Origin of the sequence: Alteromonas sp. KUL42, from assembly GCF_006538325.1 — a bacterium.
Classification (GTDB): Bacteria; Pseudomonadota; Gammaproteobacteria; order Enterobacterales; family Alteromonadaceae; genus Alteromonas.
Map to the genome: position 1 here is coordinate 275,081 of NZ_BJKK01000003.1, position 26,999 is coordinate 302,079.

General features: G+C 42.8%; 17 protein-coding genes and 1 pseudogene. 11 read left to right on the forward strand and 7 right to left on the reverse strand.

Features of this window, described 5'->3' with window-relative positions:
- Nucleotides 1-170: 170 nt before the first annotated feature.
- From EYR97_RS06415 to EYR97_RS06440, 6 genes are all read left to right on the forward strand, one after another.
- Nucleotides 171-1,655 (forward strand): UxaA family hydrolase, encoded by a 1,485-nt coding sequence (locus EYR97_RS06415; protein WP_131092978.1) that lies wholly within the window; start codon nucleotides 171-173, stop codon nucleotides 1,653-1,655.
- An 11-nt stretch (nucleotides 1,656-1,666) separates the two neighbouring features.
- Nucleotides 1,667-3,082: a glucuronate isomerase gene (gene uxaC, locus EYR97_RS06420; protein WP_131092979.1), complete on the forward strand. Its 1,416-nt coding sequence runs from the start codon at nucleotides 1,667-1,669 to the stop codon at nucleotides 3,080-3,082.
- 2 nt (nucleotides 3,083-3,084) lie between these two features.
- The gene (locus EYR97_RS06425) at nucleotides 3,085-4,584 is read left to right on the forward strand and encodes a mannitol dehydrogenase family protein (protein WP_131092980.1); all 1,500 of its coding nucleotides are present in this window, start codon (nucleotides 3,085-3,087) and stop codon (nucleotides 4,582-4,584) included.
- Nucleotides 4,584-5,222, forward strand: a complete 639-nt coding sequence (gene eda, locus EYR97_RS06430; RefSeq protein ID WP_131092981.1) for a bifunctional 4-hydroxy-2-oxoglutarate aldolase/2-dehydro-3-deoxy-phosphogluconate aldolase — start codon at nucleotides 4,584-4,586, stop codon at nucleotides 5,220-5,222. Before EYR97_RS06425 ends, eda begins: the two co-directional genes overlap by 1 nt.
- Nucleotides 5,219-6,133: a sugar kinase gene (locus EYR97_RS06435; RefSeq protein ID WP_131092982.1), complete on the forward strand. Its 915-nt coding sequence runs from the start codon at nucleotides 5,219-5,221 to the stop codon at nucleotides 6,131-6,133. Before eda ends, EYR97_RS06435 begins: the two co-directional genes overlap by 4 nt.
- A 286-nt stretch (nucleotides 6,134-6,419) precedes the next feature.
- Nucleotides 6,420-7,061 carry a DUF2799 domain-containing protein gene (locus tag EYR97_RS06440; protein WP_131092983.1) on the forward strand — a complete coding sequence of 214 codons (642 nt, stop codon included), beginning with the start codon at nucleotides 6,420-6,422 and terminating at the stop codon, nucleotides 7,059-7,061.
- A gap of 140 nt (nucleotides 7,062-7,201) precedes the next feature.
- Here the strand turns inward: EYR97_RS06440 and EYR97_RS06445 are convergent, their stop codons facing one another.
- Nucleotides 7,202-9,286 (reverse strand): serine hydrolase, encoded by a 2,085-nt coding sequence (locus EYR97_RS06445; protein WP_131092984.1) that lies wholly within the window; start codon nucleotides 9,284-9,286, stop codon nucleotides 7,202-7,204.
- Between the two features lie 341 nt (nucleotides 9,287-9,627).
- Nucleotides 9,628-12,328, reverse strand: a pseudogene (locus tag EYR97_RS06450) (TonB-dependent receptor).
- Between the two features lie 640 nt (nucleotides 12,329-12,968).
- Here EYR97_RS06450 and EYR97_RS06455 point away from each other — a divergent pair.
- The 4 genes from EYR97_RS06455 to EYR97_RS06470 all read left to right on the forward strand — a co-directional run bounded on the left by EYR97_RS06455 (nucleotide 12,969) and on the right by EYR97_RS06470 (nucleotide 19,084).
- On the forward strand, nucleotides 12,969-14,165 hold the full coding sequence (locus EYR97_RS06455) for a glycoside hydrolase family 105 protein (RefSeq protein WP_131092985.1): 1,197 nt from the start codon (nucleotides 12,969-12,971) through the stop codon (nucleotides 14,163-14,165).
- Between the two features lie 36 nt (nucleotides 14,166-14,201).
- Complete coding sequence (locus EYR97_RS06460) at nucleotides 14,202-15,671, forward strand: glycoside hydrolase family 28 protein (protein WP_131092986.1); 1,470 nt, start codon at nucleotides 14,202-14,204, stop codon at nucleotides 15,669-15,671.
- A gap of 13 nt (nucleotides 15,672-15,684) precedes the next feature.
- Nucleotides 15,685-16,851, forward strand: coding sequence for a pectinesterase family protein (locus EYR97_RS06465; protein WP_131092987.1), 1,167 nt, complete (start codon nucleotides 15,685-15,687; stop codon nucleotides 16,849-16,851).
- 103 nt (nucleotides 16,852-16,954) lie between these two features.
- Nucleotides 16,955-19,084, forward strand: a complete 2,130-nt coding sequence (locus EYR97_RS06470; protein WP_131092988.1) for a response regulator — start codon at nucleotides 16,955-16,957, stop codon at nucleotides 19,082-19,084.
- 66 nt (nucleotides 19,085-19,150) lie between these two features.
- On the opposite strand, the gene EYR97_RS06475 is transcribed toward EYR97_RS06470, so the two are convergent.
- The 3 genes from EYR97_RS06475 to EYR97_RS06485 all read right to left on the reverse strand — a co-directional run bounded on the left by EYR97_RS06475 (nucleotide 19,151) and on the right by EYR97_RS06485 (nucleotide 21,544).
- Nucleotides 19,151-20,035 carry a WYL domain-containing protein gene (locus EYR97_RS06475; protein ID WP_131092989.1) on the reverse strand — a complete coding sequence of 295 codons (885 nt, stop codon included), beginning with the start codon at nucleotides 20,033-20,035 and terminating at the stop codon, nucleotides 19,151-19,153.
- 169 nt (nucleotides 20,036-20,204) lie between these two features.
- Nucleotides 20,205-20,609 carry a DUF6640 family protein gene (locus tag EYR97_RS06480; RefSeq protein ID WP_131092990.1) on the reverse strand — a complete coding sequence of 135 codons (405 nt, stop codon included), beginning with the start codon at nucleotides 20,607-20,609 and terminating at the stop codon, nucleotides 20,205-20,207.
- Between the two features lie 29 nt (nucleotides 20,610-20,638).
- Nucleotides 20,639-21,544, reverse strand: a complete 906-nt coding sequence (locus tag EYR97_RS06485) for a LysR family transcriptional regulator (RefSeq protein WP_165477992.1) — start codon at nucleotides 21,542-21,544, stop codon at nucleotides 20,639-20,641.
- Between the two features lie 275 nt (nucleotides 21,545-21,819).
- Here EYR97_RS06485 and EYR97_RS06490 point away from each other — a divergent pair, with 275 nt between their 5' ends.
- On the forward strand, nucleotides 21,820-22,248 hold the full coding sequence (locus EYR97_RS06490) for a GFA family protein (protein WP_131092992.1): 429 nt from the start codon (nucleotides 21,820-21,822) through the stop codon (nucleotides 22,246-22,248).
- 53 nt (nucleotides 22,249-22,301) lie between these two features.
- Here the strand turns inward: EYR97_RS06490 and EYR97_RS06495 are convergent, their stop codons facing one another.
- The gene (locus EYR97_RS06495; RefSeq protein ID WP_131092993.1) at nucleotides 22,302-24,896 is read right to left on the reverse strand and encodes a M1 family metallopeptidase; all 2,595 of its coding nucleotides are present in this window, start codon (nucleotides 24,894-24,896) and stop codon (nucleotides 22,302-22,304) included.
- Nucleotides 24,897-25,069: 173 nt separating this feature from the next.
- Nucleotides 25,070-26,989: a methyl-accepting chemotaxis protein gene (locus EYR97_RS06500; protein WP_131092994.1), complete on the reverse strand. Its 1,920-nt coding sequence runs from the start codon at nucleotides 26,987-26,989 to the stop codon at nucleotides 25,070-25,072.
- Between the last annotated feature and the right edge of the window lie 10 nt (nucleotides 26,990-26,999).

A 26,999-nucleotide genomic window follows, 5' to 3' on the forward strand; every position in this document is an offset into this window, starting at 1 on the left:
TTTTTCTATACAAGTATTGATTAAGACTGTATTTGGCCCTATTATGCCACCGGTGGCATAAATAATGTCAAAATTAAACATTTTGTAAAATTCGCGTAAATAAAGATAAAAACCACATAGACCAGTCTTTAAATGTACGGTGAATTATTCAGACAACAGTGAGAACGGTAATGGATGTTAAAACACAACTAGTTAAGGTACATGGTAATGACAACGTTGCTGTTGCTACGTGTGCTATTGAGCCAAATACCTTCTCTTCATTGTTTAACATTACTGTCAATCACGCGATACCTGCTGGTCACAAAGTCGCATTGTCGTCAGTTAAAGTCGGCGAGCCTATTACCAAATATGGTTTTCCTATTGGCGTTGCCACCGCCGATATTAATGTAGGTGATCATGTACACAGCCATAATGTGAAAACGGCGCTAAAAGGCGGTGAGCAATACCATTACTCACCGCAGTCTTCTTCAACGACGGTAGCGCCCCGCCCCCTTGAATTTATGGGTTACCGCAGAGAAAACGGTAAAGTGGGTATTAGAAATGAAGTGTGGATAATCAATACCGTAGGATGTGTGAATCGCACTGCTGAGCGTATCGCCAATGAATGTAGCCGACGTTTTGCCAATGAGTGTGATGGCTTTCACGCCTTTACCCACCCGTTTGGTTGTTCACAACTTGGTGACGATTTAGATGACACTCGCACGATTTTAGCGTCTCTCGCATCGCACCCCAATGCAGGTGCCGTTTTAATAGTAGGGTTAGGCTGTGAAAACAACCAACTCGCCTCTCTGCTACCTCAAGTTGACAAACCAGAAGCCCGTGTTCGCTACTACAACGCACAGGAAGTCACAGACGAGTTAGAAGAAGGTGTTAGTGCTGTCTACGAATTGTTAAAAGAAATGGCAGAGGACAAGCGTGAACCGATTAATGCCAACGAACTTGTATTGGGCATGAAATGCGGCGGCAGTGATGCTTTTAGCGGTATTACTGCAAACCCCACTGTAGGTCGTGTAACCGACCTTATGTGTAGTTTAGGGGGTTCCGTTATTCTTACTGAGACCCCAGAAATGTTTGGTGCCGAACAACTTCTAATGAATCGCGCTAAAAACAAAGATGTATTCAACAGTTTTGAGTCATTGATAAACGAGTTTAAAGACTATTTCATTGCGCACAACCAGCCAATTTACGAGAACCCTTCGCCTGGTAACAAGGCAGGAGGACTTACCACCCTTGAAGAGAAGTCACTTGGCGCAGTCCAAAAAGGCGGTACTTCTATTATTCAGTCTATCTTGCAATATGGCGAGCCTAAGGCTGAAAAAGGGTTGAGCTTATTACAAGCACCTGGCAATGACGCGGTAAGTTCAACCGCCCTTGCAGCATCAGGCGCACATATTGTTTTATTCACCACAGGCCGGGGCACGCCCCTCGGTTTTCCTGTACCCACAGTAAAGATATCGTCTAATTCAGATATCGCTAATAAGAAGCCACATTGGATAGACTTCAACGCCGGTCAAATACTGGAAGGCATGTCTATCGATAAGTGTGCCGAAGCGCTACTACAGCTGTGTATTGCAGTAGCATCTGGTCAACAAACCTGCAACGAGAAAAATGGCAGCCATGAGATTGCTATTTGGAAACGTGGCGTCACCCTCTAAAAGAGAGCCTTATGGAATCGATTTTATTACACGAAGATAGACTTTTTCCTGCTGATGAGGCAACCCGAAGTGTTGCTCGCGCGCTGTACAAGGAAATTCGCCATCTCCCAATTATTAGTCCGCATGGCCACACTGACCCTCGTTGGTTTGCTGAGAACAATAACTTTACCAATGCAACAGAGCTGTTTATCACACCTGATCACTACGTTTTCAGAATGCTATACAGCCAAGGCATCAAATTAACCGATATCGGCGTACCGCGCTGGGATGGCGGCGAAACAGAAAAAGATCCAAGAAAAATATGGCAACTACTTGCTGATAATTATCACCTTTTTGCAGCTACGCCGTCACGTTTGTGGTTAGACACCGTATTCCATGATGTATTTGGTTTACGCGATATGTTGTGTTCTTCAAACGCTACAGAGTATTACGACCACATCACAGCACAACTTCAAGGCGAAGACTTTAAGCCTCGCGCACTGATGGACAGGTTTAATATTGAGCTTATCGCTACCACTGAAGGTGCTCTTGATGCCCTTCCCCATCATTCAGCAATTAAAGATACACAGTGGAGCAAGCGCGTTATTACTACGTTCCGTCCAGACGATGTAGTAGATGCCTCGCGCGAAGATATCGTGCGCAACATTGCCAAACTCGGTGAAATCACCGGTGAAGATACCGCTACATGGCAAGGCTATTTGAACGCTATTCGCGCACGTCGCGCCGTATTTAGAGAGCACGGCGCAACAGCAACCGATCACGGTCACCCAACAGCAAACACAGCTGATTTAAGTGAAAGTGAATGTATTGCGTTATTTGACAAAGTACGCAGTGGAAACAGCACTGCAGAAGAGCAAGAGCTGTTTCGTGCACAAATGCTAACCGAACTTGCCGGCATGAGTGTAGAAGATGGCATGGTGATGCAAATACATCCTGGCTCTTTTAGAAATCACAATAGCCAATTGTTCACGCAGTTTGGCCGTGATAAAGGCCACGATATTCCAATGCAAACTGATTATGTTAGAGCATTGCGCCCGTTACTTGGCAAATACGGCAATGAAGCTAACTTGAATATCATTTTGTTTACCCTTGATGAGACTACGTATAGCCGAGAGCTTGCACCGCTTGCTGGTCACTACCCTTGCTTGAAGCTTGGTCCCGCTTGGTGGTTCCACGACAGCCCAGAAGGCATGTTGCGTTTCAGACATCAAGTGACGGAAACCGCAGGCTTCTTCAATACTGTTGGTTTTAACGATGATACTCGCGCGTTCTTGTCTATTCCGGCTCGTCACGACGTAGCACGGCGAATCGACTGTCGTTTCCTCGCACAATTGGTGGTAGAGCATCGCATAAGCGAAACAGAAGCCGCCAGTATTGCAAGAAAACTAACGTACGATTTTGCGAAGCAAGCTTATAAGTTGGGTTAATCATGAATAAGCAGTTATCAATTTCAACGCTGTCATCACTTGATAGTTCTGTCAGTACGCCACAGTACGACTTAGAAAACACTGAATGTGGTATTGTTCACATTGGGCCAGGCGCGTTTCATCGTGCTCATCAAGCGTTCTACACTGAAAAAGCCCTAGCCTTTGGCGGCGATTGGCGCATACACGGTGTCTCTATGCGCAGTGCTTCGTTAAAAGAAGCATTGCAAGCACAGGATAACCTCTATGCCCTTTGTATTGTTGACAATGAACCTGAAAACCACATTATTGGGGCCATTAAGTCGCTATCTACCCTTGCCCATGACCGAGACGAGATTGTAGCTGCGTTAGTTAACCGCCAAACCAAAATTGTGACGTTAACCGTGACAGAAAAGGGTTATTGTCTAAATGCCCAAGGTCATTTAGACACTGACCATCCAGATATTCAGGCAGATCTTGTAAACCAAGACACACCGGTAAGTGCTGTAGGTTTACTGGTACAGGCACTAAAGCTGCGCAAACAAGCAGGTTATGCCGATATCACTATCATTAGCTGTGATAACGTCTCAGACAACGGTAAAAAGCTTCAAAAAGCCGTTACTGAATTTGCCACCAAAACTGATACGTCACTTGGACAGTGGATCACCGACAATATCGCTTTTCCCTGTACTATGGTCGACAGTATAACCCCAGCAACTGAAGACAACTTTAAAGCCGATGTTGCCCAGTCACTAGGTCTTGTTGATAACTGGCCTATTCAGCGTGAATCTTTTACCCAATGGGTAATTGAAGATAACTTTTCAAGTGACAGGCCACAATGGGAAAAAGTAGGTGTAACCTTTACCAATGACGTAAGCTTTTTTGAAAAAGCCAAATTGCGCATACTTAATGGTACACACACTACCCTTGCCTATGTGGGACTTCTATTAGGTAAAGAGACTGTATTTGAAGGTATCAGTACACCTTCAATAAAACACTTAATTGAAACCTTGTTAGCTGATGAAATTGTACCTTCGCTAGGTGATTCTACGTCTTTTGATTTAACCCAATATGCACAAGACATCGTTACACGCTACGAAAACAAGCACATTCGACACCTGCTGTCGCAAATTGCCTGGGACGGCTCGCAAAAGATCCCGTTCAGGCTACTTGATACCATTCGCGACAATATCAAAGACAAGCGCAGTATCGACTTGCTTTGCGCCGCTGTTGCTGCGTGGTGCTTATTTGTAAACAACAAAGCGAAATTAAACGAGAGTATTGTCGACCCGCTCGACCAGTCGTTACGCAGTGCCGCGGCACTCGTCAATTTCAACCCCTTAGAATTAACTAAAAAGCTACTGTCCCTCGATACTATTTTTGCCGAGCTCTCTGTTACAGAAAGTTTTAAAGCCAAAGTGTTGGACAAAGTAGCAAAACTCATCGTAATTCAAGACCAAGTTCGCCACGACCCACAGGTACAAAACCAGCTTAACCTGTTTGATTTGTTGCAAGGAGCAGAATAATGCAAAGCACATTCTCTATGTTAAAAGGTGCCCCACTTCTCCCTATCATTCAACCGAAGTCTGTTAATGAAGGGCTTCATCTTGCAGAAGCAATTGCCAACAGTGGTTTGTGCAATATTGAAGTAGTTAAACGTAGCGATGCCGCTTTCGATGCATTAAAAGCCATTAGACAGCAGTTTCCTGAACTGGTGGTTGGTATGGGCACATTGCTCAATAGAAACCACGTTTTCGAGGCGCTCGATGCCGATGCGCAATTTCTTATAACACCTACAAGTTCGAACGAATTATTAGACTCGCTCATCGCCTCTGGCGCACCTTTTTTACCCGGTGTAGCTAGCCCCTCAGATATATTGATGGCGTATCAAAAAGGCATTCGAGAAATGAAGTTCTTTCCCGCACATTTAAGCGGTGGCACACCATTTCTTAAAGCTATTTCTAGCGTTTTTAGCGATGTAACGTTTTGCCCTACTGGTGGCATCAATGGTGATAATGCCAACGACTATCTCGCACTGGCAAATGTCAATGCCGTAGGTGGTACTTGGATGGTCCCTGCTAAGGCTATTGCGCAAAAAGATTGGACAGCGGTAACGCGTGCTTGCAAACAATCACTCAGTCTGTTTGATGAGGTTGCCGCATGAAGCGAATAGTAATATTTGGTGAGTGCATGGTAGAGCTTCGTGCACAAGATGACGATTCCATGGCAAAGAGCTTCGCCGGAGATACCTATAATACAGCAGTGTATTTCAAACGTTGTTTGCCTGAGTCTTCGGTAAGCTACCTCACTGCCATTGGTGCCGATTTCCTAAGTGATGAACTACTGTTTAAAATGGGCGAGCACGAAATAAATACTGACTTTGTATTTCGTTCTACTACGCAGAACCTTGGATTGTACATGATACGCAATGACAATCAGGGTGAGCGTACTTTTGCTTACTGGCGCGCTCAATCTGCCGCCACACAAACATTAAACCTGATGAGCAGCACGGATTTTCAATGTGATTGGTTTTACTTTAGTGGGATTTCCGTTGCCATCTTAGACGATGAACAACGAGAGAAACTCTTTTTACTTATTGAAGATTTAAAGGCCAAAGGGTGCCAAATCGCTTTCGATCCAAACTATCGTCCTCGCCTTTGGAAGAACAAAGAAGAAGCCCAATATTGGACAAGCAAAGGTTATGCGGTTTCTGATCTGGCCTTTCCTGGTGCAGACGATCACCTTACATTATTTAGCCATACCAATGCAGACGAAATTTTTGACTATTTAGCCGATAAACACATTGGCGAAATCGTGATGAAAAATGGTGCTATTGGCGTGCATATTTTGCGAGAAAATGAGCAGTGCATTGTGCCTGTTGAACGCGTCACCAATGTTGTAGACACCACAGCGGCAGGTGATGCATTTAACGGTGGCTACCTTGCGGCAAGATTAGCCGACAAAAAACCTGTTGAAAGTGCCAGCTATGGCGCGAAAGTGGCAGCCACAGTAATTACCTACCCCGGCGCAATTATTTCATCTGACGCATTTGAAAGCCACATACCGTCACTTTAAGTCGGTATGCGGCTTTGGGCGTGTACATTGCCCCACATCCGCTCTAGCGTGCTCTCGTGAGCTTCTACACCTTTTTATCAATGAGGTGGTTATTAGAACAACCAATCACCTACTGATATAGCAATACAGTAGAAAACAATCCAAACCGCCTTTCAAATTTATTGAATGAGTTCCTCTTACAATACTCGAAAGCTTTACCGCAAAGGCAAACACATTCAGTAACATATTGCGTTGTACAAACAAAACCAGTGAAGTAATCTGTGCACAAAATAAATGGAGATTGTTTATGAGAATTACGACTACAGTGTTGGTTTTGACGCTTTGTATGATGGTGCTATCGTCTTGCGCCACCCTCGACAAGGAAGAGTGTTTAACTGCTGATTGGTACACCATAGGGTTTGAAGACGGTTCAAAAGGCTATGCCTTAAATTACCTCGCCAATCATCGAAAAGCATGCGCCGAACACGGTGTCACCCCCAATTTCGACCAATACAATTTAGGGCACAACAAAGGGACAGATAGCTTTTGTGTACCAGACAGAGCTTTGCGTATGGCCGCTGATGGACATCAATTTCCCCTAGGTTGCACCACAGAATCCTATCCACAGTTTGCTAATGCCTTCAAACAAGGGGAACAGGTATTTATGGCTAAGCAAGCCGTCTATGACATCGAGCAAGCACTTCATGACATTGAAAACGCTATCGAGGAATTGAAGCAACAAATTGAGGACAACGAAGCAGCTATTATTTCAGATACCACGAGCCGAAAAGAGCGCCGACAATTGTTAAACGACAACAAAATTTTGCAGGAAGATGTTGAAGCCCTATTGATTGAGCTTGTTGTGCTGTCTGAGCGCTTAAATGAAAAAGATTATGAGCTAAGACAATTGCTAGAGCACTATGGGCTTACTGGGCTGCATTTCGGATAACAGCAAGGTAATAAAAATCATCAATAAATATAAAACTATTAACTAACCTATCGACGAAAGCCCAGTGTCGCCTCTAAGCATGTAAGCGTGGCACGGGCCGAAGACGCAACAGGAATCGGTTTGTTGCTTTTTTACTGCATCTACATCTGACCGTCTACACCATAACAATGACCAGAAATGAAATCTGACAAAATAGTAGCCATAGACGCTTTAAGCCAGTCAGGACCAAAGTCTGTCATATCATTGTGCTTAGCGTCTGGGACCTGCACAATGCACGCATCAAACACAGATTTTTCTTTTTCGGTGTATAACACGCCAACATCAGCTGGATAGTCACTCCCACGAATAGACAGAGTCAAAGGAGGATTTGATCGCGGCAAAGGAACTCTTCTGTGATCTAAGGTTATCAATATTTCGATAAAACCATCTTCTTCACTTGCTAACCAACTTGAAATATCTCCGCCGTTTGAATGGCCAACTAAGGCCAACTTATTGAAGTCGTAGCTTGAAAATTCAGACTGTAACGTTTCTCGAATGAACTTTAAGGTTTCAGCGCCTCGCTTCCAGTTTTCACTTCGCTGTGTAAAAAGATTACCCGTGCGTGCGAGTGAAGGATCACCCTCTAATTCATGCTGAATAGCGACAACAAGATACCCTGCATCATTCAAAGAATCTGAGATAAAAGAATACTTATCGTAAGCAACACCATAGCCCGAACTCAAAAATGCAACAGGACATTTATTTTTAAGAGAACACACCGAAGTATCCACAGGAAAGCTTATTTTCACCGGAATATCTCTTAGCCTTTTAGCATCGTGAACAACACGGTATTCATCAGCTTCAGGCTTGTTTAAGTAACTTGAATACGCAATGCTATCAATAAACTCGATAGGAAGACCGCCCAATAAATTAGTTAATACAATAATGGTTAGATCTTCTTCTGGATAAGTTACCAGTGAAACAGCATTGCCCCCACTTGCACTCACCGCTGCAAAGGAGTCTCTTGCAATCACTTGCCAGCCCGCTGCATAGCCATTTTCATAATCATTAAACCCCTTTGTACTTCCATCATTTAGTAAATAAGGCTGCCATAAAGAGTGTAAATATGAGGACTCAAAAAACGCTTCGCTTTGCAGTGCAATAACATAGTGCGCAAGCTCTTGTGCAGATGACGCCATACCGGCCGCTGGCCACAAAATAGGAGGAAAATCTAAATGTAACGGCTGATGTGTGTTTTTGGTGTATACGTACTGCTTGGCAAAGTTTAACCCAGTAGCTGCATCAACATTTTGTTTCGCAAAACTTTGATTAGCTGTGCCTTGTAACCCATTGTCTGCCAGCATACGTCGCATAACCGAAGAAAAGCTTTGTGCAAAGTATTTTTCAATTATTTTGCCCAGTATTACATATCCTGTCTGGTTATACCTGAACTCACTGCCTGCTGAAAATTGCAACGGTAACGCTTGTACAGTTTTCCACGCGTCAGTATCGGAACCATTACCCACTAGTTCTAGAAGATTGCCTGTCAAAATACTGGGTAAACCCGAAGTATGAGATAAAACTTGTTGAATAGTCAGTGGTTGCCAGTGCACTGGAAGGTTATCCAGATGCATTCCAATGGGGTCAGTCAACTTCAGCTTTTCCATAGAAGCTAATTGAACAATTAACGTCCCCGTAAACGCTTTGGTCATCGAGTTTATGGGAAAGAATGTATTGTTGTTCACTAATTTGCTTTCTTCAACATCGGAGTAACCGTAACTTGAAAGCTTCACAAGTTTATTATTTTTAACAATGGCGAGTTGTAGCCCGGGAATATTCCTTTCCTGCATTTCACGCTTAATTAAAGCATCAACTCTCACCGCTTTTTCTACGTCGCCTCCAAAAGCGACCATATTCGAATCAATACGTTCAGCCAGCTTAGACACATAAGGCTCAAACCAATGCATTTTGTCATCATCAAACTGCTGTAACTTTCCATTTAAATAGTAATCGTAAATGAGCGACGTTCCGTTACTGTTAATGGTAACGTCGTGTTTCCCTTTTTCGTCCTGAATAACAAACTCAACACTGGTCTCTCGGGGCAGATAAACAAACGCGCTTTTTTCAGCGTTAACTAAAATTTTTGTTTTTCTGTATTTGATGGGGCATTGATGCGCGCAAAAAATCCCTCTTCCTCTATCACTTGTTCGTGCTTTGGTAAGTTTATACAGCCCACTAATAAACAACTTATTAGTGCTAGTGAAAAACGTTTGAGGTAATTGTGAAACGGCATTTTATCTCTGTATAGTGGATGTAAATAAACCCTAGATCTAACCACAGTAACCAGAAAAAGTCATAACCCAAAAGCCAATTTTTAGAACCGAGCGTTCATTTTACAAATGGAAGTGCAACGTTAAAAGTGACAGTGCAACGTATTTGGGATTAAAAGAACATAAAAAAGGCCATCAAAAATGATGGCCAAACACACCCGTTTTCACGGAACACAAGTTTTTACATGAGCGCGCATCATTAAAGCGTAGGTCTAACATTAACGAATACGCACTCTGTGCAAGGGAAACCTTGCTGATTACATGTTGTAACGCGCACCTAGGAAGAATTGTCTACCTGTGTGGTTATATTCGCGCATTAAATTCAATGTACCGTCACCCGTAGTAAACAAACGCTCGTACTCGTCCGTTAAGTTAATCACTTCAAAGGTCAATGTTAGTTCGTCGTTAACATTGTAGAATGAAGAGAAGTCAACTTGCGTAGGACCGGTAGTACCGTGTTCTAGGTTTCCGTTACTGCCTGTAAAGTCAGTTAGATAATCGTCACGCTTGTTTACAGAAACACGGGCACCGTACACGTCTGTCTCGTAATAAACAGTGAAGTTATATGACGTTTCACTCATACCTTCAATATCGTCTGCATTTACATGTGTGTAGTTCGATACAATACCCATGTTTTCAAACAAGCCAGGCAAGAAGCTTAGCGGTTGTTGATAGATAAGCTCGTAACCGCTGATGCTGCGTTCTTCAGCGTTTATCGGGCTGCTATGCTCATAAGGAATTGTGCGTGGATCTAATGCGATTACTGGGTCGAACTGAGAATCATTGTCGATAAAAGAGTAATACGCACTGTCTACCAATCGCTCTTCAGATGCGCGAACAATCCAGTTATCAATATCTTTGTAAAAAACCGGTAGCCGCAAGTAGTGCTTCTTCATCAAAGTACCATTCAACACCAAAGTCGACGTTGTTTGATGTAAACGGGTCTAAGAATGGGTTACCTACACTTACTGAACCATTGATGTAGTCAAAGCTTGGGTTACCTGGGTTCAACGAGTTTAAGCTTGGACGTGTCATAGACTGTGTAACACCCAAACGCACAACTACGTCATCTGTCGCTTCAAGCGCCAAGTTAACGGCAGGCAAGAAATTGCTGTAGTCGTTTTCTATCTGTACAGTTTCACCTTGAATGAAGCCTTCTGAAGTGGTAGTTGTTTTGACATAACGAACACCATAGTTTGCACGCAGTAACATGTCAGCTAGCTCATAACTGGTATCCATTTCAAAATACACCGCTGAAGTTTCTTCGCCTACTTGCCAGCTTTGTGCTGAGCGCGGTGTCCAGTTAACATCAAGTAATTGGTCATTAATTGCTTGGAAGTCAGCCACTAAAAATGGCGCAAGTGGGCCATCAAAACCACTGCCGAAATCATCAACTGGCATCAACTCAGCGAAACCCACAGCAGAGTCTTGATCAGGGAAACCGCTAATTTGCTCTTCGCTATAGGTTACTACGCGATCGTTATACGCAAAACCTGCTTTAATTGTAACTTCGTCACCTAAGAAAGTCGCGTCCACCTTAACAGTATCGTTTTCACGTAAAACATCTGTTGCGCGCAAACGACCATCGCTCAAATTGTAGTTGCTTGCGTCATTAACATCGTAACCATAGCTTACCGCTGGCGCATTTTCGTTTTCGCTGAAATCGAAGCTATATGATGTCGCTTCCAGTAAGGTCATGTTGTAACGATACTGCTCAGAACGGGCATCTGACTCTGCTGTACCTGCCATCATATCTAGTTTTAGGTTATCTCGTAGGAACCACTCACCAGAAAGGACAAACTGACTAAAGTCTGTAGATGATTCTTGAAGACGACTTTCAATACGCGATTTAATGCCATCAAAAGAGCCTGCCAAAACTTGCTTGCCATTTGGATGCACGGTAATAGCCGTTGGTGTAATTTCGTCGAACGTACTTCTAAACATATGGAAGAAGTTGTACATTGTACGAGTGTTGTCCAACGTAGATACAAGACCATCTAGCGTCAGCGTAAAGTTATCCGTTGCAGCCCACTGAATTGATCCAGTAAAACCAACGCGCTCTTGATCATTGCCAAAGTAATCTGGACGAGGCAAACGGGGTGTCCACAAACAGTTAATTGGGTCAACATCTTGCCCATCGCTTTGGCATGAACCTACATCCGGTGTGCCCGTTACAACAGTATTTGATGTGTCAGAATAAATGCCGCCACCATCGCGAACAGGTGTTGTCCATCGAACCGTACCAAAACCTTCTTGTCTTACAGTGCGCTCAGAGAAAGCCGCTGAAAATAATACGCCAACTTTGTCATCTGCGAAGCGGTTACTTACCATGAAAGCTGCACGAGGGTCGGTTTCTTCGGTAATGCTGTTATAACCACCTTGTAGCGACGATACAAATTTAAAACCGTCATAGTCAAATGGCTTTGCAGAGTACAAATCAACCGTACCTGCTATCCCACCTTCTTCCATTGACGCAGTTGGAGACTTTTGAATATCTACACGATTGAACAATTCAGAAGCAAAAATATTAAAATCGAATCCGCGGCCGCCATTTACACCACCACCAGAATCAGTACCATCTGTACTTGCAGGTACTTCCATACCATTAAGTGTAGTACGTGTGAATGAAGGGCTTAGGCCGCGAAGGGTAATCTGACGCCCCTCACCACCTTCTCGAGAAATCGCTACTCCAGGTACACGCTGAATAGACTCTGCAATGTTAAGATCCGGAAACTTACCTATATCCTGCGCGACAATTGATTCTTTACTGTTCACTGATGTACGTTTTTCCATCAATGATTTATTCAATGAGCCTCTAAAGCCAGATACTTCGATTACTTCTAGCAACTGGTCATCAGGAACAGCGCTTTGTTCGCTTGTTGTTTCTTGCGCATGCAATTGTGCGCCTGACAACGCTAGCGTAATAAGAGCAGCGAGGTGCTTTTTCTTTGGTAACATTGTTGTTTCTCCGGTTTTTATATTTGTGACAGGCGCAAAAAATTGAAATTGTAATAACTTTTACATGGTTTCAACATTTTATTACGTCGCTCCCCTCTATGCCACCGGATAACATTTATGATTGGAAACAAGTTAACTATCATATAACAATCTGGCGGACATAAGGCTGTTACAGAAGCAATGTAACGCCATTCTCAGTCAATCTCTCAGGCAACTTACTGTGCCGTCAAAGGCCTTTAAAAAGAGGCTTGCAGGGTACATTAGTGATATTCAAAAAATGCAATCCTTCTTTTCGGCACGAATGTAAAACCTATAAAACAACACCTAGGCTTTACATTTGGTTTACATCCTAAACATTAATGCTACCGGTGGCAACAATTTTGTAGAAATAATTTACAAAATGATTGAAATAAATGTTCACGAAACGAAAAAACAGGATAAAAAATGCAATTCAAACAAAAGCATAAACATCAATATTTTTCATATAAATCATGAAGATAACATATAAAAGGAGGAGCAATCTTAGGTAAATGAAAAGTTAAGAAAACTCAATTATTTCGTTGACATTCACGCAAATAAAAACCATCATGCTACCGGTAGCACAGAGTGTTTTAACAATGTTATAAATTAAGGTCACGTTATGCTGAAAGCTTTTTTACGTACGGTATCCATAGCAGCTTGTATTGCGTTCGCTTCACATGTAAACGCACAAACGCAAACTACATTAGACAACACACAACCATGGTCAATCAGAATGATTGAATCGGAAATGGTTCGCTTTCCAGAAGCATGGCAAATCGACTGGGATGAAACCCCACAATGGGATTATGTTCACGGCTTAAACTTACTTGCTTTTACTGAAGTGTACAAGAAAACGAAAGACGAACGCTTACTGTCTTATGTAAAAGGGTATTACGACATGCTGGTCAACGATGACGGCAGCATCAAAACCTACGATATGAACAAGTACAATATCGACATGGTTAACCCTGGCAAAGTGCTATTTTTTCTATACGAAGAGACAGGTAATAACAAATACAAGAAAGCTGCTGATCTACTGAGAAGCCAACTCAATACACATCCTCGCACGTCTCAAGGCGGCTTCTGGCATAAAAAGCGTTATCCGGAACAAATGTGGTTAGACGGTTTATACATGGGCGCCCCCTTCTATGCCGAATATATTGTTAAGTACGGTGACATGAGCGAGCTTGACGACGTATTTTTACAATTCGAACTCATTGAAGAGCACCTTTACGACAACAACACAGGTCTACCGCGCCACGGTTGGGATGCATCAAAAGCACAAAAGTGGGCAGATAAAGACACAGGCCTTTCAAAACACCACTGGTCACGCTCACTGGGATGGTATGCAATGGCCATGGTTGATGTACTTGAAATTGTGCCAAGTGAGCACCCTAAAACGCAATGGTTAACCGAGCGTTTCCACAAATTCATTGATGCAGCACTTGCTTATCAACACACAAGTGGAACTTGGTATCAAGTAACTGAATTGGGCAATAAAGAAGGTAATTACTTGGAAGCATCAGGTACAGCAATGCTTACGTACGCTATTGCCAAAGGCGTTAGTCTAAAACTGTTGCCACAGCAATACCATCAAGACGCAGAGAAAAGTTTTGCAGGAATGCTTGACCAAATGATTTCTGTCGACGCAGAAACTAACGTCATTACGCTTGAAAAAGTGTGTCGCGTAGCAGGTCTGGGTGGAAAGCCTTATCGCGATGGCTCGTTTGAGTACTATATCAGCGAACCTATCCGCCCAAATGATGCAAAAGGCGTAGGTCCTTTCATATTGGCCGCACACTATTTGAATAAATAATTGTGTTAGCACCCATTACATTACTAGAGGTTTCAAATGTCTAACAATCAATCAAGAAGACAGTTTTTAAAGTCATCAATTGCATCGACACTTGCCGCATCTGGCGTTGTAGTGGGTGTTCCTAGCTTAGTGAGCGGATGTGTCAGTACATCTAGCGGCAACACACCATCAATAAGAACGCAAAAGCAGTGGGATAAAGAAGCATCCCTAATCAAAGCCAATATTGTTCGCCCAACCTTTAAAGACGTAAAGATTAACGTTACGTCTTTTATCGAAAGTAGCGATAAGCCAAATTTTAATCAAGCGCTGCATTTGGCCATTGATCATCTTGCCAAGCAAGGTGGTGGTACGCTGGTAGTTCCCAAAGGCAATTGGTTTAGTAAAGGACCTATTCACCTTGAATCAAACATTAACCTTCACATTGAAGAAGGTGCAACCATTACCTTTTCTACTGAACCTGACGATTATAAACCTTATGTTTTTACCCGTTGGGAAGGTATGGAATTAATGGGTTATTCCCCTCTTATTTATGCCTTTGAAAAAACCAATATTGCTATTACAGGTAAAGGCAAACTCGACGGTGGTGCGGCCGCGGATAATTGGTGGCCTTGGAAAGGTAAATGGAAGGCGTCGACATGGGGTGATGATCCGGTTGAGAATCAAAAATACACCCGTGACGCACTTCAAATCATGGTAGAAAAAGAAACACCTGTTGCACAGCGAGTATTTGACAATAACTACCTTCGCCCTCCATTTATTCAGCCCTACAACTGCGAAAATGTACTTATTGAAGGTGTCACCATAGTTCGCTCACCATTTTGGTTGCTCAACCCAGTACTGTGTAAGAACGTGACAATTAGCGATGTTTATTGCCAAAGTTTTGGGCCGAACTCTGACGGGTGTGATCCTGAAAGCTGCACTAATGTGCTTATTGAAGGTTGTACCTTCGATACGGGTGATGATTGCATTGCCATTAAATCAGGGCGTAATGCTGACGGTAGACGAGTAAATGTGCCATGTAGCAATATAGTTATAGAACATTGTGAAATGAAAGCGGGGCACGGCGGCGTAGTAATTGGCAGTGAGATCTCTGGTGGCGTTGAAAACCTCTACGCCCAATATTGCACAATGAGCAGCCCCGATCTCGACAGAGGCATTCGCATAAAAACAAACAGTATTCGCGGTGGTCACTTAAAGAACCTTAACTACCGCAATATTGATATTGGCACGGTTAAAGATGCCATAGTCGTCAATTATTTTTATGAAGAAGGTGATGCTGGTGCATTCCCTCCTCTACTTGAAGAGGTCACCATTGAAAACATGACCGTAGACACTGCCAAACGACCTTTTGTATTGAGGGGTTACGACCATACGCCAATCGCTGGTATTACACTTAACAATGTTACGTTCAAGCATGTGAAAGACGATGGAATCATTGAAAATGTGGCGTCATTGTCTATCAATAATGTCACCGTTAACGGCCTTCCTTTTAGCCACAGCGAATAACCTAGTGAAGCCCATGACTTATTCTAGAAAACTAATAGCGCTTGCTGCACTAACCTTTTCGAGTTTACTTTGTCTCCCTGGCGTAAGCTTTGCTGCAAACCTTCCCAGCGGAGTCGATGTAGTCGTAACAAAAACACCGATTGACTCGTCACTACCGCAGTTTGAAAGCGTTACACTGGCATTAGCACACATTACGCAATCGTCGAATAAGAAGCCATCAAATCAAAAAGATGACAGCACAATCATCTACATCACTTCAGGGGTTTACCGCGAAAGAGTCGTCGTCAAACAAAACAACGTACGCTTTATCGGTGAAGAGCGCGACAGCACGGTCATTGTATTTAACCGATATGCGGGTCAGGCAATAGCTGAAGGTTCAACAGAGAAATGGGGAACACGTCGCACCGCCACGTTTGAAATAGTTGGCAGTAACGTCACCCTTGAAAACCTAACGGTAAAAAACGATTTTGATTACCCTGCAAATGAGTTGAAAGACGATTCAGACCCAACAAAGGTTTCTGGAGAGCAAGCGGTTGCATTAAAAACGGATGTACTTTCTGACAAAGTCTTTTTAAATAACGTGGCGCTGTGGAGTTACCAAGACACCTTGTACCTAAAAGGCGATAGAGCCTACATAAAAGGAGGCATTGTTGCAGGACATATCGATTTCATTTTCGGTGAAGGAACGGCACTTTTTGATGACGTTACTATTTTGTCACGTACGCGGTATGCGACTGATAACAACATGGAATATACCGGCTACGTTACGGCCCCGAGTACCAACATACATCGCCCTTTCGGCCTGACATTTTTCAATTGTCGATTAGAAAGAGAAGACGGTGTTCCTAAATTTAGTGTTGCACTAGGGCGTCCCTGGCACCCAACCACAACGTTTCCTGATGGTCGCTACGCTGACCCCTATGCTGTAGGAAAAGCAACGTTTATTTCAACATATATGGACTCCCACATTTCAAAAGAAAGGTGGACGAGTATGGGCGGGACAGCCCCAGATGGTACCAAAAGATATTTCAACCCACTCACTGAAGCACGCTTTTCAGAGTTTGATTCATCAGGTAAAGGGGCACCAGCGTCCCCATTGCAACATAACGCATTAACTTCTGAGAACGCACAATTCTACACACCACAAGCAATCTTACGTGGGTGGTTCCCTCCCCTGTAATTAAAGAATGTTTCGCCGTGACGCAAACTTTTAAGGTAAGCGTCATTGCGTAACCACTTGGTATCTATTATCTTTTGTATATCACTATACAAGCTACGATGCCATGTCTATCCGAACTCGATATATTGCAGCGCTATTGTTAACGGCATCACTAGTTTCTTTGTCGTTTACGGTTATCTACAACCTTATTAGCGCCCAAAAACAAGACGCTGAAATTATCAACATTGCGGGACAGCAGCGCATGCTTTCACAGCGTATTGCGCTATTAGCGTCCACGGGAAGAATATGCGGCTCATATAAAGAAAAGCAGTATCTCAGTAATGCTTTAGCCACGTTTAATAACAATCATCAACGTTTGATATCAATTCCGTCATTGTCTCCTGTAATTCACAATGTCTACTTTGGTGTAAAAGCATTAGACACTCGAGTTGAACAATACACTCAATGGGCACAAGGGCTCTTTAGTGCACCAACCTGTGATATCCCCCGACTATATTCCATTGAAAAAGTAACACAACTCCTCAGCGACCTTGACTACGTTGTCGATTTATTTGAACGTGAAGCGTCGGCCCGTGTCGATACCGTCGCCTCAGTTGAGGTTTATTTATGGCTAGGTACGTTGCTGCTTCTGTTGATTGAAGCCATTTTCATTTTCTCTCCTCTCGATAAAGCCATTAGAGATTCAATTAAAAACCTTACAACCCTAAAAAACCAAGCCGAAATCGCCGAACAAGAGGCGCGCAGAGCTAGCAAAGCTAAGTCAGAGTTTCTATCGAGTATGAGTCACGAACTGCGCACACCAATGAACGGGTTATTCGGCATGATAGAGTTGGCGCTAGACAACCCAGAGAAAAGTAATGTCTATTTAAAGAAGGCGCAGAGCGCAGGAGGTCAACTTCTCATCTTAATCAACGACATTCTAGATATTTCAAAAATTGAGGCGGGAAAGATCAAAGTAGAACATGCGCCCGTTGATTTATTGCAAGTATTAGATGATGCGGTATCACTACAACGTGCGTATTGCCAAAAGAAAGGTTTAGCTTTCCATTATTACAAAGACCCTTCCCTGCCTCCCGTGATAAGTGGCGATATAACCAGAATCACGCAAATTTTGCATAACCTCTTAAGTAACGCCATAAAGTTCACAGACAGTGGCTCAGTAACGTTGAAAGTATCCTTTCTAGAACAAACCAACCATAACATTATTTCTTTTGATGTCATCGATACCGGCATCGGTATCGATGAGACAAAACTGTGCACAATTTTTGATAAATTCGAACAAGCAGACCAGTCCACAACACGCATCCATGGCGGTACAGGGTTAGGATTGAGCATTGCCAAACAGCTTGCACAATTAATGGAGGGAGATATAACAGTTAGGTCAACACCGGGAAAAGGAAGTACATTCACCTTTACCATGCTAGCGAAATCGGCAACGCTTCCTCAATTAAGTGTCGATACCCAAGCACCACTACACTGTGCCATTATCGACGACTTACAAACCAGCCGTGAATATATAGAGCACATCGTTAGTGCAATGGGCATAAGAAGCAAGAGCTATCACTGTGCTCGAGCCTTTTTAGATGACGACCCCTTAGCCTACGATATTTTAATTGTAGACTTAGCGATGCCAACCATGAGCGGTATCGACATGTTACTCGAACTAGAATCTCTAGAACCTATTACATTTCCTCGAGTAATATTGATTTCAGCGGAGCTAGAGCGGCTAACCTATGAAAAAGATGCCTCGCATTTACTTTGGCGTACTCACACCAAACCAATCAATCGTAGAGAATTAGAGCACGACTTAAGTTCTCTGTTTGAAAAAAGTACATCATCTATCGAAAAAGAGACTAGCGTTAATCAAACTAAGCGTATCCTCATTGCCGAAGATAACGACATTAACGCCGAAATTGTTAAAGCGATACTAAACGGTGAGAACTACCGCTTCTTACATGTTAAAGACGGCCAAGAAGCGGTAAATGCCTGTAAGCGATATTCCTTTAACTTAATCTTGATGGACTGCAATATGCCAATTATGGGCGGCATAGAGGCGTCGAAAATACTTCGAAGTGAACTGAAGATAACAACACCTATTGTTGCACTTACCGCTAACGCCTTTGCTGAGGACAAAGAAGAATGCTTGGCCGCCGGCATGGACGATTTTTTACCTAAACCTATAGATAAAACCACTTTGCTAACTTGTATTCGCAAGCACGTTCATCATCAGTAGAGGCGAGGCTCTAGGGCGTATTTGTTTTATGTGCATGACCCATTTGTGCACAAAGATAAACAGGCACTATGCATATTGTGCTTCTGGAGCAATATAACCAGGTGCAATTGCTGGATTACCTGCATCGACTAATAAATGATGATTGCGCAGCCACAGTTGGTATTCCCCAGTACGAAGACTAGCGTGCTTTGTACAATCCACATTCCACCTGCGCAGTAAATAACCCGCCATTGCTGCGCGCACCTCAAGTTTTAGTACGCCATCTTGCATTGCATAGTCTAATTCAATGGCCGTTGGATACTTGATATTTTTAGGGTGAGGAACAACTTCAAGCGGAATAAGTTTTTGCCACTGCTCGTCGCAGTCAATACCTTCACTTACTTCTGGTGAAGACTTAAGGGTTACCTTACTAATACGTGTTAGTACAAAATCGCGAAAACTCTGAGATTTTCTATCAAATGCACGAACATGCCAACGCTGCCCATTATCCACAATGCTATGAGGAACAATTTCTCGTGCACCACTGCCGCTTGAAAGAGACGTATAAATAACACTGACCGCTTTATTATTAACAATGGCCTGAACAATTTTTGCAACCACAAATATATCGGGCACATTAAGCGATGATGCACTTTCAACGGGGAAGTGAATATCACCTATTGCATCAAAACCATCAGAGATGTCATTGGCAAGTTTTACTAACGTACGCTTTGCGTCATGCTCGAAAACAGGCGTAAATGACTCTGTTTGAAAGTAACGCTTCTCACGCGGGTCATAATACAAATTATCCGGCGCGAGTTCTTTGTATAACGTAAAGTCACGGGAGCCTGCAGAAAGCCCGACCTCGAAACGACTAATTAAATCTTGTCGGTGGATAGCACCTTTAAACAACAAGCAAAAATCGATATACGCCAGTCGTTGGCGCTGAGAATAAGAGATACTGTCAATCATAGTGTGCCAATTAATTTTTTCTCCAGCATGGTTCATTTTAAATCACATGTAAATAGTAAAAAATTAAATTTTGTAGCACGGTTATAGTAACTTTGGTTGCTCGCAAGCATGTTTGTGTGAGTTAACCTATGCCCGCCAACACTAAAAAATGAACAAAGATAAATAGGCTCTAGTTAGATTTATCTTTCTCATCAACGAAAACCGCCAATAATGCTGTTAAACAAACAACAATTGCAACAAAAACAGCAAGGTCTAACCCAAGTATATATTTGCTTATATTTCCCGATTGTACACTTCCTCCACTGTGCCCAGATAGTAAAAACGACACAATCACACCACCCATGACGCAACACGAGATCATTGCTGCAATTTTTATCTGGCTTCTAAACCAACTTAGCCACAATACTGCAACTCCCAACGCGATATTGCTGGTCAACTGCCAAACTTCATGAAATCTGGCGTGAGGAGGCCATTGCTCGTTGAACACATGACTTTGGTTCCATTCAAGTACAGGAATGACTACCAAGTAGAACAACACACCAAAAGTAATAAGTAGTTTTGCTGCAATTGACATTCTCATGCTCCAATATCAAGTTTATGGTTTTACAAAGATTGTGTTGATGTTTCATAGTAATGCTGAATAAAATCGATAAAGGTCCTTATCTTCATCGAAGTTGAGCCTCTTTGGCGGTAAAGCATTGAGAGATATTTTTGACGAGGTTGATGATCTTTCAAAATGTGAACAAGTACCTTGTTTGTCAATTCTTGTTCAACTAACACATCATAAACGCACGCGATACCAGCACCCGACTGTGCTGCCGAAATTAAACTTTGGTGACTGTTGGAGATAACCCTATTTCTATTCTTACTTTCACCATCGAGAAAAGAATCCGTACTCTTAGTTTCAAGCGTAGAGCGAAATACCAGCCTATCGTGACGAACTAAATCGGCTTTTGAAGTAGGTGTACCATTTATATTTAAATAGTCTGGCGATGCGACAAAAATTGGTTGGAGCTTGAATAGCCGCTTCTCGAATAGAGAGCTATCAGGGATTTGAGACGCTGTTCGAAATGCAATATCAAAATCTTGCTCTATGAGATCCGTGGGGGAATGGGAAAAATCAAGTTCCAAAGCTATATCAGGGTAACACTTCATGAATTTCGACAAAACGGGCGATAAAACGCGCTCGCCTATCATCAAAGGCATCGATATTCTTAACGTTCCATCTATTTTATCTATAAGCGAATATACTTCTTTATTCAAATCATCAAGCGCTTGCAGAATACTACGCCCCTTCTGATAGTAGATAGCACCGACTTCAGTCAAACTCATTGACCGTGTATTCCTGATAATAAGTTTTGTATTAAGGCTATCTTCTAATTGTTTTACATTTTTACTCACGCTCGACACCGGCATTCGCAAAATGACAGCAGCCTTACTAAATGACTTAGCATCAGCAACTGCACAAAATGTTCGCAACAAATAATGTTTGTCGTTTGGTAAAGCCATGTTACTCCTGAATATCATCAGTCGACGGTTGAGAAAATTACTCCAACCAAACCGCACAATGAGTATAAAACTAACATGTCTGCAGTTATATTTCCCAAAAACAAAAACAGCCTTTCTTTTAGAGAAATAGTGAAAAATTTCACCGTAGTTTATATTTAACGTTCTTGCTTGTTTTTCTTTAGTTCTTACCAAAGAAAAACAAATCCCACCCCAAAGTAATTCAACGCAGTGCGCGTTACAAAAACACTTTGAGTAAGAGAAAGAGAATATTTCACATGTACAAAGGTAGTTGCTTATGCGGGAAGGTCACCGCTGAGATAGCAGGTCCAATTGAATCAATAATTCATTGTCACTGTTCAAAATGCAGAAAAAATAGCGGAACGGCTTTTTCTACTAACGGTTTTGTCCTAAAAGCTCATTTTAAAATTACAAAAGGCCAGAACTATTTGGGTGAGTATGAGACTTCGCCAGGTAAACGAAGATACTTTTGCAAAACCTGCGCATCCCCTATTTACAGCGCAAGCTCGACAACGCCTAATTACATTAGATTAAGATTGGGCTTTTTGGATTCAGATATTGAAGAGCGTCCTAAATCCCATAACTTTGTTAACTCAAAAGCCAATTGGGAAGTGTTCGAAGCTACATTGCCACATTACGAAGAACATGAGCCTGGAAGGGAAAATTTTCAACAAAAAACCCAGTAACAGAATTCTGCTACTGGGTTTCTAAATTCAGCTACATTTAAAGACCTTGGCTCCTATAAAGAGTTAAGGAAGGCATCAAAGTCCTGTTGAAAAGCCGCTTTCAAACGCAAACATTGCTGTGACTCATCATTCATGATGTCCACACTTCGCGCCATACCTTGATGTGCATCTTTAATTGGAGCATAAAATGTATTTGCCATTTCAAGGTTCTGCGTAGAACAGGTTCTAGACACAAACTCAGGCATACGCGAAACATGGTAATCTGGCATTTTTTCAATAAGTGCTTGCTGGTTCTTTGCCAACCACTCATAGAGCAAAGTATGATCGTCCAGATTACGGGCAACTCGCACTACCATATACATGGTATTTGCCGGTGTAATTTTGTCAGTCAACGCTAAATCCAGCATTTTAAATACCGACGCTTTATCACTAAAATGCATCGAATAAATTAACGTACTTTTCACGTTGGGAAGCTGTGCTTTATCAAACGCAGCAGTAAGCTTATCAAACCACGCTGAATTATCTTTAACCTCACTGTGCTTAGTGGCGATAGCGATAGCTGTACCGGCAATCCCAGAAGGCACACTTGAAGAGTCCTTTATGTATTGGTTAGCTATCGCCTTACTTTTGGTAACTAGCTCGGCATCGTCAGCATACATACCTAGCATTTCAAATAACTGGTCGCGTAAGCGTATAGTGGCGGTTTCGTCACTATCCCCTTGAACTAGAGTCAGCTTTTCAAGTAAAGGCGAGTAGTTTTGCTTTAACAATGCCGCAAACTTGGCCTTATTATTATCATTTACCAAATAGTCAAATTCAGACAATACACTTACTGCTGCTCGAACAACTTCGTGGTCACTGTCTTCTGCTAGGGTATTAAGCACTTTAATTACACTGTCAATACCGGTTTTATCGGCATTCAAAAGTGCTTGGTAGTTATATAGAACGTTCTTTTTCTCGCGCTTGTTAAGCACATCGATGTTACTTAGCAAGGCATCAAGCTGAGCCCCTTCTACTGACCATCGGAAATAGCCGGTAGCGTTGTCATTTGGGTAAACCCACTTTGCTTCTGCTAATTGAGGAAGTGAGGCGGTTTTATTGTCGATGAACACAACATCGCTCTTAATCTTACCGTTCACTTCATAAGTAAGTTTAAGCGGAATGGCCCATGCCTGTTCATCAACAGTTGCACCTGCGAAATGAAAACGTGTCTGCTTAACCGCGCCATTTGCTCCAATATGAATAAGTGGGTAACCAGGCTGCTCTAAATAGGCCTTCATCATGGCACTAAGGTTAAACTCAGACACACTGTCTAATGCTTGCCATAAATCATCAGCAACTGTATTTCCCCACGCGTGCTTGTTCATGTATATACGCACACCATCACGGAACTTGTCAGTGCCAATTAGCGATTCGATCATTTGCAAAATTGACTCGCCTTTAGAGTAATTAAGCCCTAATCCATCCATCACATCAGGCTGACTCTTCACGACCTTTTTAACCGGCTTTACAGTTGGACTAGCATCGGCACCAAACGCACCTTCCTGCACTAGCCTGTCAGCATAATTTAGCTCGGGATAAAGGGTTTTCATGGTGTAACTTGCTGCCCATGAAGCAAATGCTTCGTTTAGCCACAAATCGTCCCACCACGCCATAGTGACAAGGTTTCCAAACCACTGGTGAGCGAGTTCATGCGCAATTACGTTTAGCGGTCGTGAACGCTCAGTTACGCTTGGGTTGTCATCCAACAATAGCAGGCTATCGCGATAGGTGATCAGACCAACATTTTCCATTGCGCCGTGGGTGAAATTAGGTACAGCTACAAAATCCATTTTCTTATAGGGGTAATCTATTCCAAAGAAATCTTCCAATGTAGCCAATATCTCGGGGGTATGTTTAACCACAAATGCAGTTTTATCCGCATAGCCCTTGGGCACGTAAATACGCCCTGGCACTGACAAACCGGTTAACTCAGCACTGTCAAAGGGGCCAACAGTATAGGCAATAAGATAAGTAGGCATTGGCTTAGTTTTTTCAAACAAGACCGTTTTTATTCCCTCGTTCACCGAAGTCTTTTCTACCGGTGTATTGCCTACAACAACTTGATGCTCGGGCGCGCTAATCGACATTTGATAAGCAATTTTAAAGATAGGCTCATCAAAACTTGGAAACGCTTTGCGGGCATGCATGTCTTCAAACTGAGTAAAGATGTAATTCTTTTCCTCGAACTTCGACAAGTACATGCCGTCAGACGATGTATTCACCTTCCCTTCAAAGTTGATGCGCAAGGTGTATTTACCTGGGGCAATAGCCTTCTGTGACGTTGCCCAGTTAATATCATATTCACCAATTGAAACGGTTAGCGGAATGCTTTCACTTTTAGAAAGAAGCATCGCTGACAAAATTGTTAGATCTTGCTGGTAAAAACCCACTTTAGAAGTTTCAGAATTAACCGTGACTTCAATATCAGTGGTACCTGAATAGTCTGGATCATCCGGGTCGATATTTAGGTGAATTTTTTGAAAAGTAGGAGTGACTGACGATGGTAGACGGTAGTCTACATCTGCCGCCCACAGTTTAGTACTGAGCAGTGACACAAACGCAAGCAGCGTAACCACAGCAGTACGTAGCGCAGTTTTTGGTTTCATTGTGTTTTTCCGTGTTCGGGCTTAGTGCCTTTTATTTTTTCGCCCGCTAGGATAAAGAGGAAAAGAGGCAGGGGCAACGAATGGAACAACTTAACCCTTGGCAAATTGTTACCATTCGTTTCAAACTCATTGATTACTCAACTCATCGATATTTATGAATTACCCTCTTCAAGCTAAAAGTGATAACGACGCAGCTGCATCTGCATCTGCTTAATTTGTCCAACAAGTTCCTCGCAACTATTAGCAACCTCTTTGGCATAATTACGGTTCGCTTTACCCACCGCTTGAATACTGCTTAAACCTTTATTTACATTGCCTGCCACGTCTTTTTGACCTTGCGCCATTTCTGCAGCCTCTTGATTTAACTGAGTTATCTTGTCTACTGCCTCAAGGGCTTTTTGCAGCGAGATCCCCGCGTTTCTCGTCACCTCCACGGTAGTAAACGCAGTTTCCTTGTTCTGTTGCATTTTTTCTGAAGCCACTCGACTTCCTTGCTGTAAGCGCTCTATCATGTTGCGAATTTCTTCTGTGGATGACTGAGTTCTACTGGCCAGTGAGCGTACTTCATCGGCAACCACGGCAAACCCTCGTCCTTGCTCCCCTGCTCTCGCGGCTTCAATAGCGGCATTCAGTGCTAATAAGTTAGTTTGCTCTGCAATGGTTCGTATAACTTCCATTACGCCACTAATTTGCTCGCTCGCCGCTGCAAGCTCAGAGATGACCTGTACAGAAGCGTCTACGTCGTTAGCTTGAGTTTCAATATCTTTGATTGTTTGATTGAGCACACCTACGCTAGCACGCGTATCAGCATCTGCGGTAAGCGCAGCTTCGCTTGAGCTATGAATAGTAGAGGCAACGGTGTCTGCATTTTGTTGAAGTAGCGAAATTGCATCATCTATGAGCTGCGTTTCTTGTGCTAGTTGGGCCACACTTTCATTAGAACGATTTGCGGTTGAGTTCAGCGTTTCAGATTTCGCTAACATGCCTTCTGTAGCCTCATCCACACTGCGCAATGTTTCTTGAAGTTGACTTAACAATTGATTAAATGCACGCGCCATAATACCGAACTCATCGCTTGACGATGCCTTAAATCGAAAGGTTAAGTCGCCTTGTCCTGATGACAAATTACTAACAACACCAATAAATTCTTCCAAAGGACGGCCCACTATTTTTCGTATTAGCAACCAAATGGTGAAAAGTACGCCTGCACTTGCCAAGACTATTTTGACTATGACGCTAAACACGGCCGAGCCAATCAATGCCGCCCTTTCGTCTGCAGAGGCTACAAGAATAAGATCGTAGCCCCAAGGCTCAAAGGGGATGACTTTTACCATCCAGCCATCGTCATTTGAAAGCGCTTGGCTAACCACTGCACCACTCACATGAGAAGAGTGCATTCTTATATTGCCTTTAGCGTCTCTTAAGGCCACAAACCCATCGTCGAGTACATGGCTTTGCTTGATAGCATCTTCTAAAACATTCAAGTCAGCAGAGTAACCGACATACCAAATTCCAATAACGTTACCGGCGGAATCAAACATAGGCTCGTAACCAGTCAAATAGGGGCTACCCAAAATATCGACAGCACCGTAATAAGCCTTTTTTTGTTGAATTTGCTTTATAGCTTTTCCTTGAGGGGCCAATTTAGTACCAATCGCTCTTTCTCCGTTTTTGATTACATTTGTACTTACTCGAATAAAATCATCACCGGATTTACTAAAAATGGTCGCTGTTCCCCCCATAACATCAGTTAACCCATCCACCAGTACAAAATTGTTAGCTTGTGGTGTATTGCCCAGTAACAACTGCCTCGCCTGCGTCGTTTTCACGGTAGTCATGGTGGACTGACTAGGTGTGCCTAACGCCATACCACGTTGCTTCAAGAGCGACATGCTACTTTTCACTCTTTCCAACATTATCGCATCGGTTACCGTTAGAATATTGATAAGGCGGTCAGCAGTGTCTTTTTTCTGGACCTGAATTTGGTTGGAAATATTCGAGGACGTTGTGAACACGGTTATTATTGAAATAACAACGGCGAAACAAACTATTACGGCGGAAATAAAAACAAGAAACTTGCGTTGTATGGACATGTACTTTCTC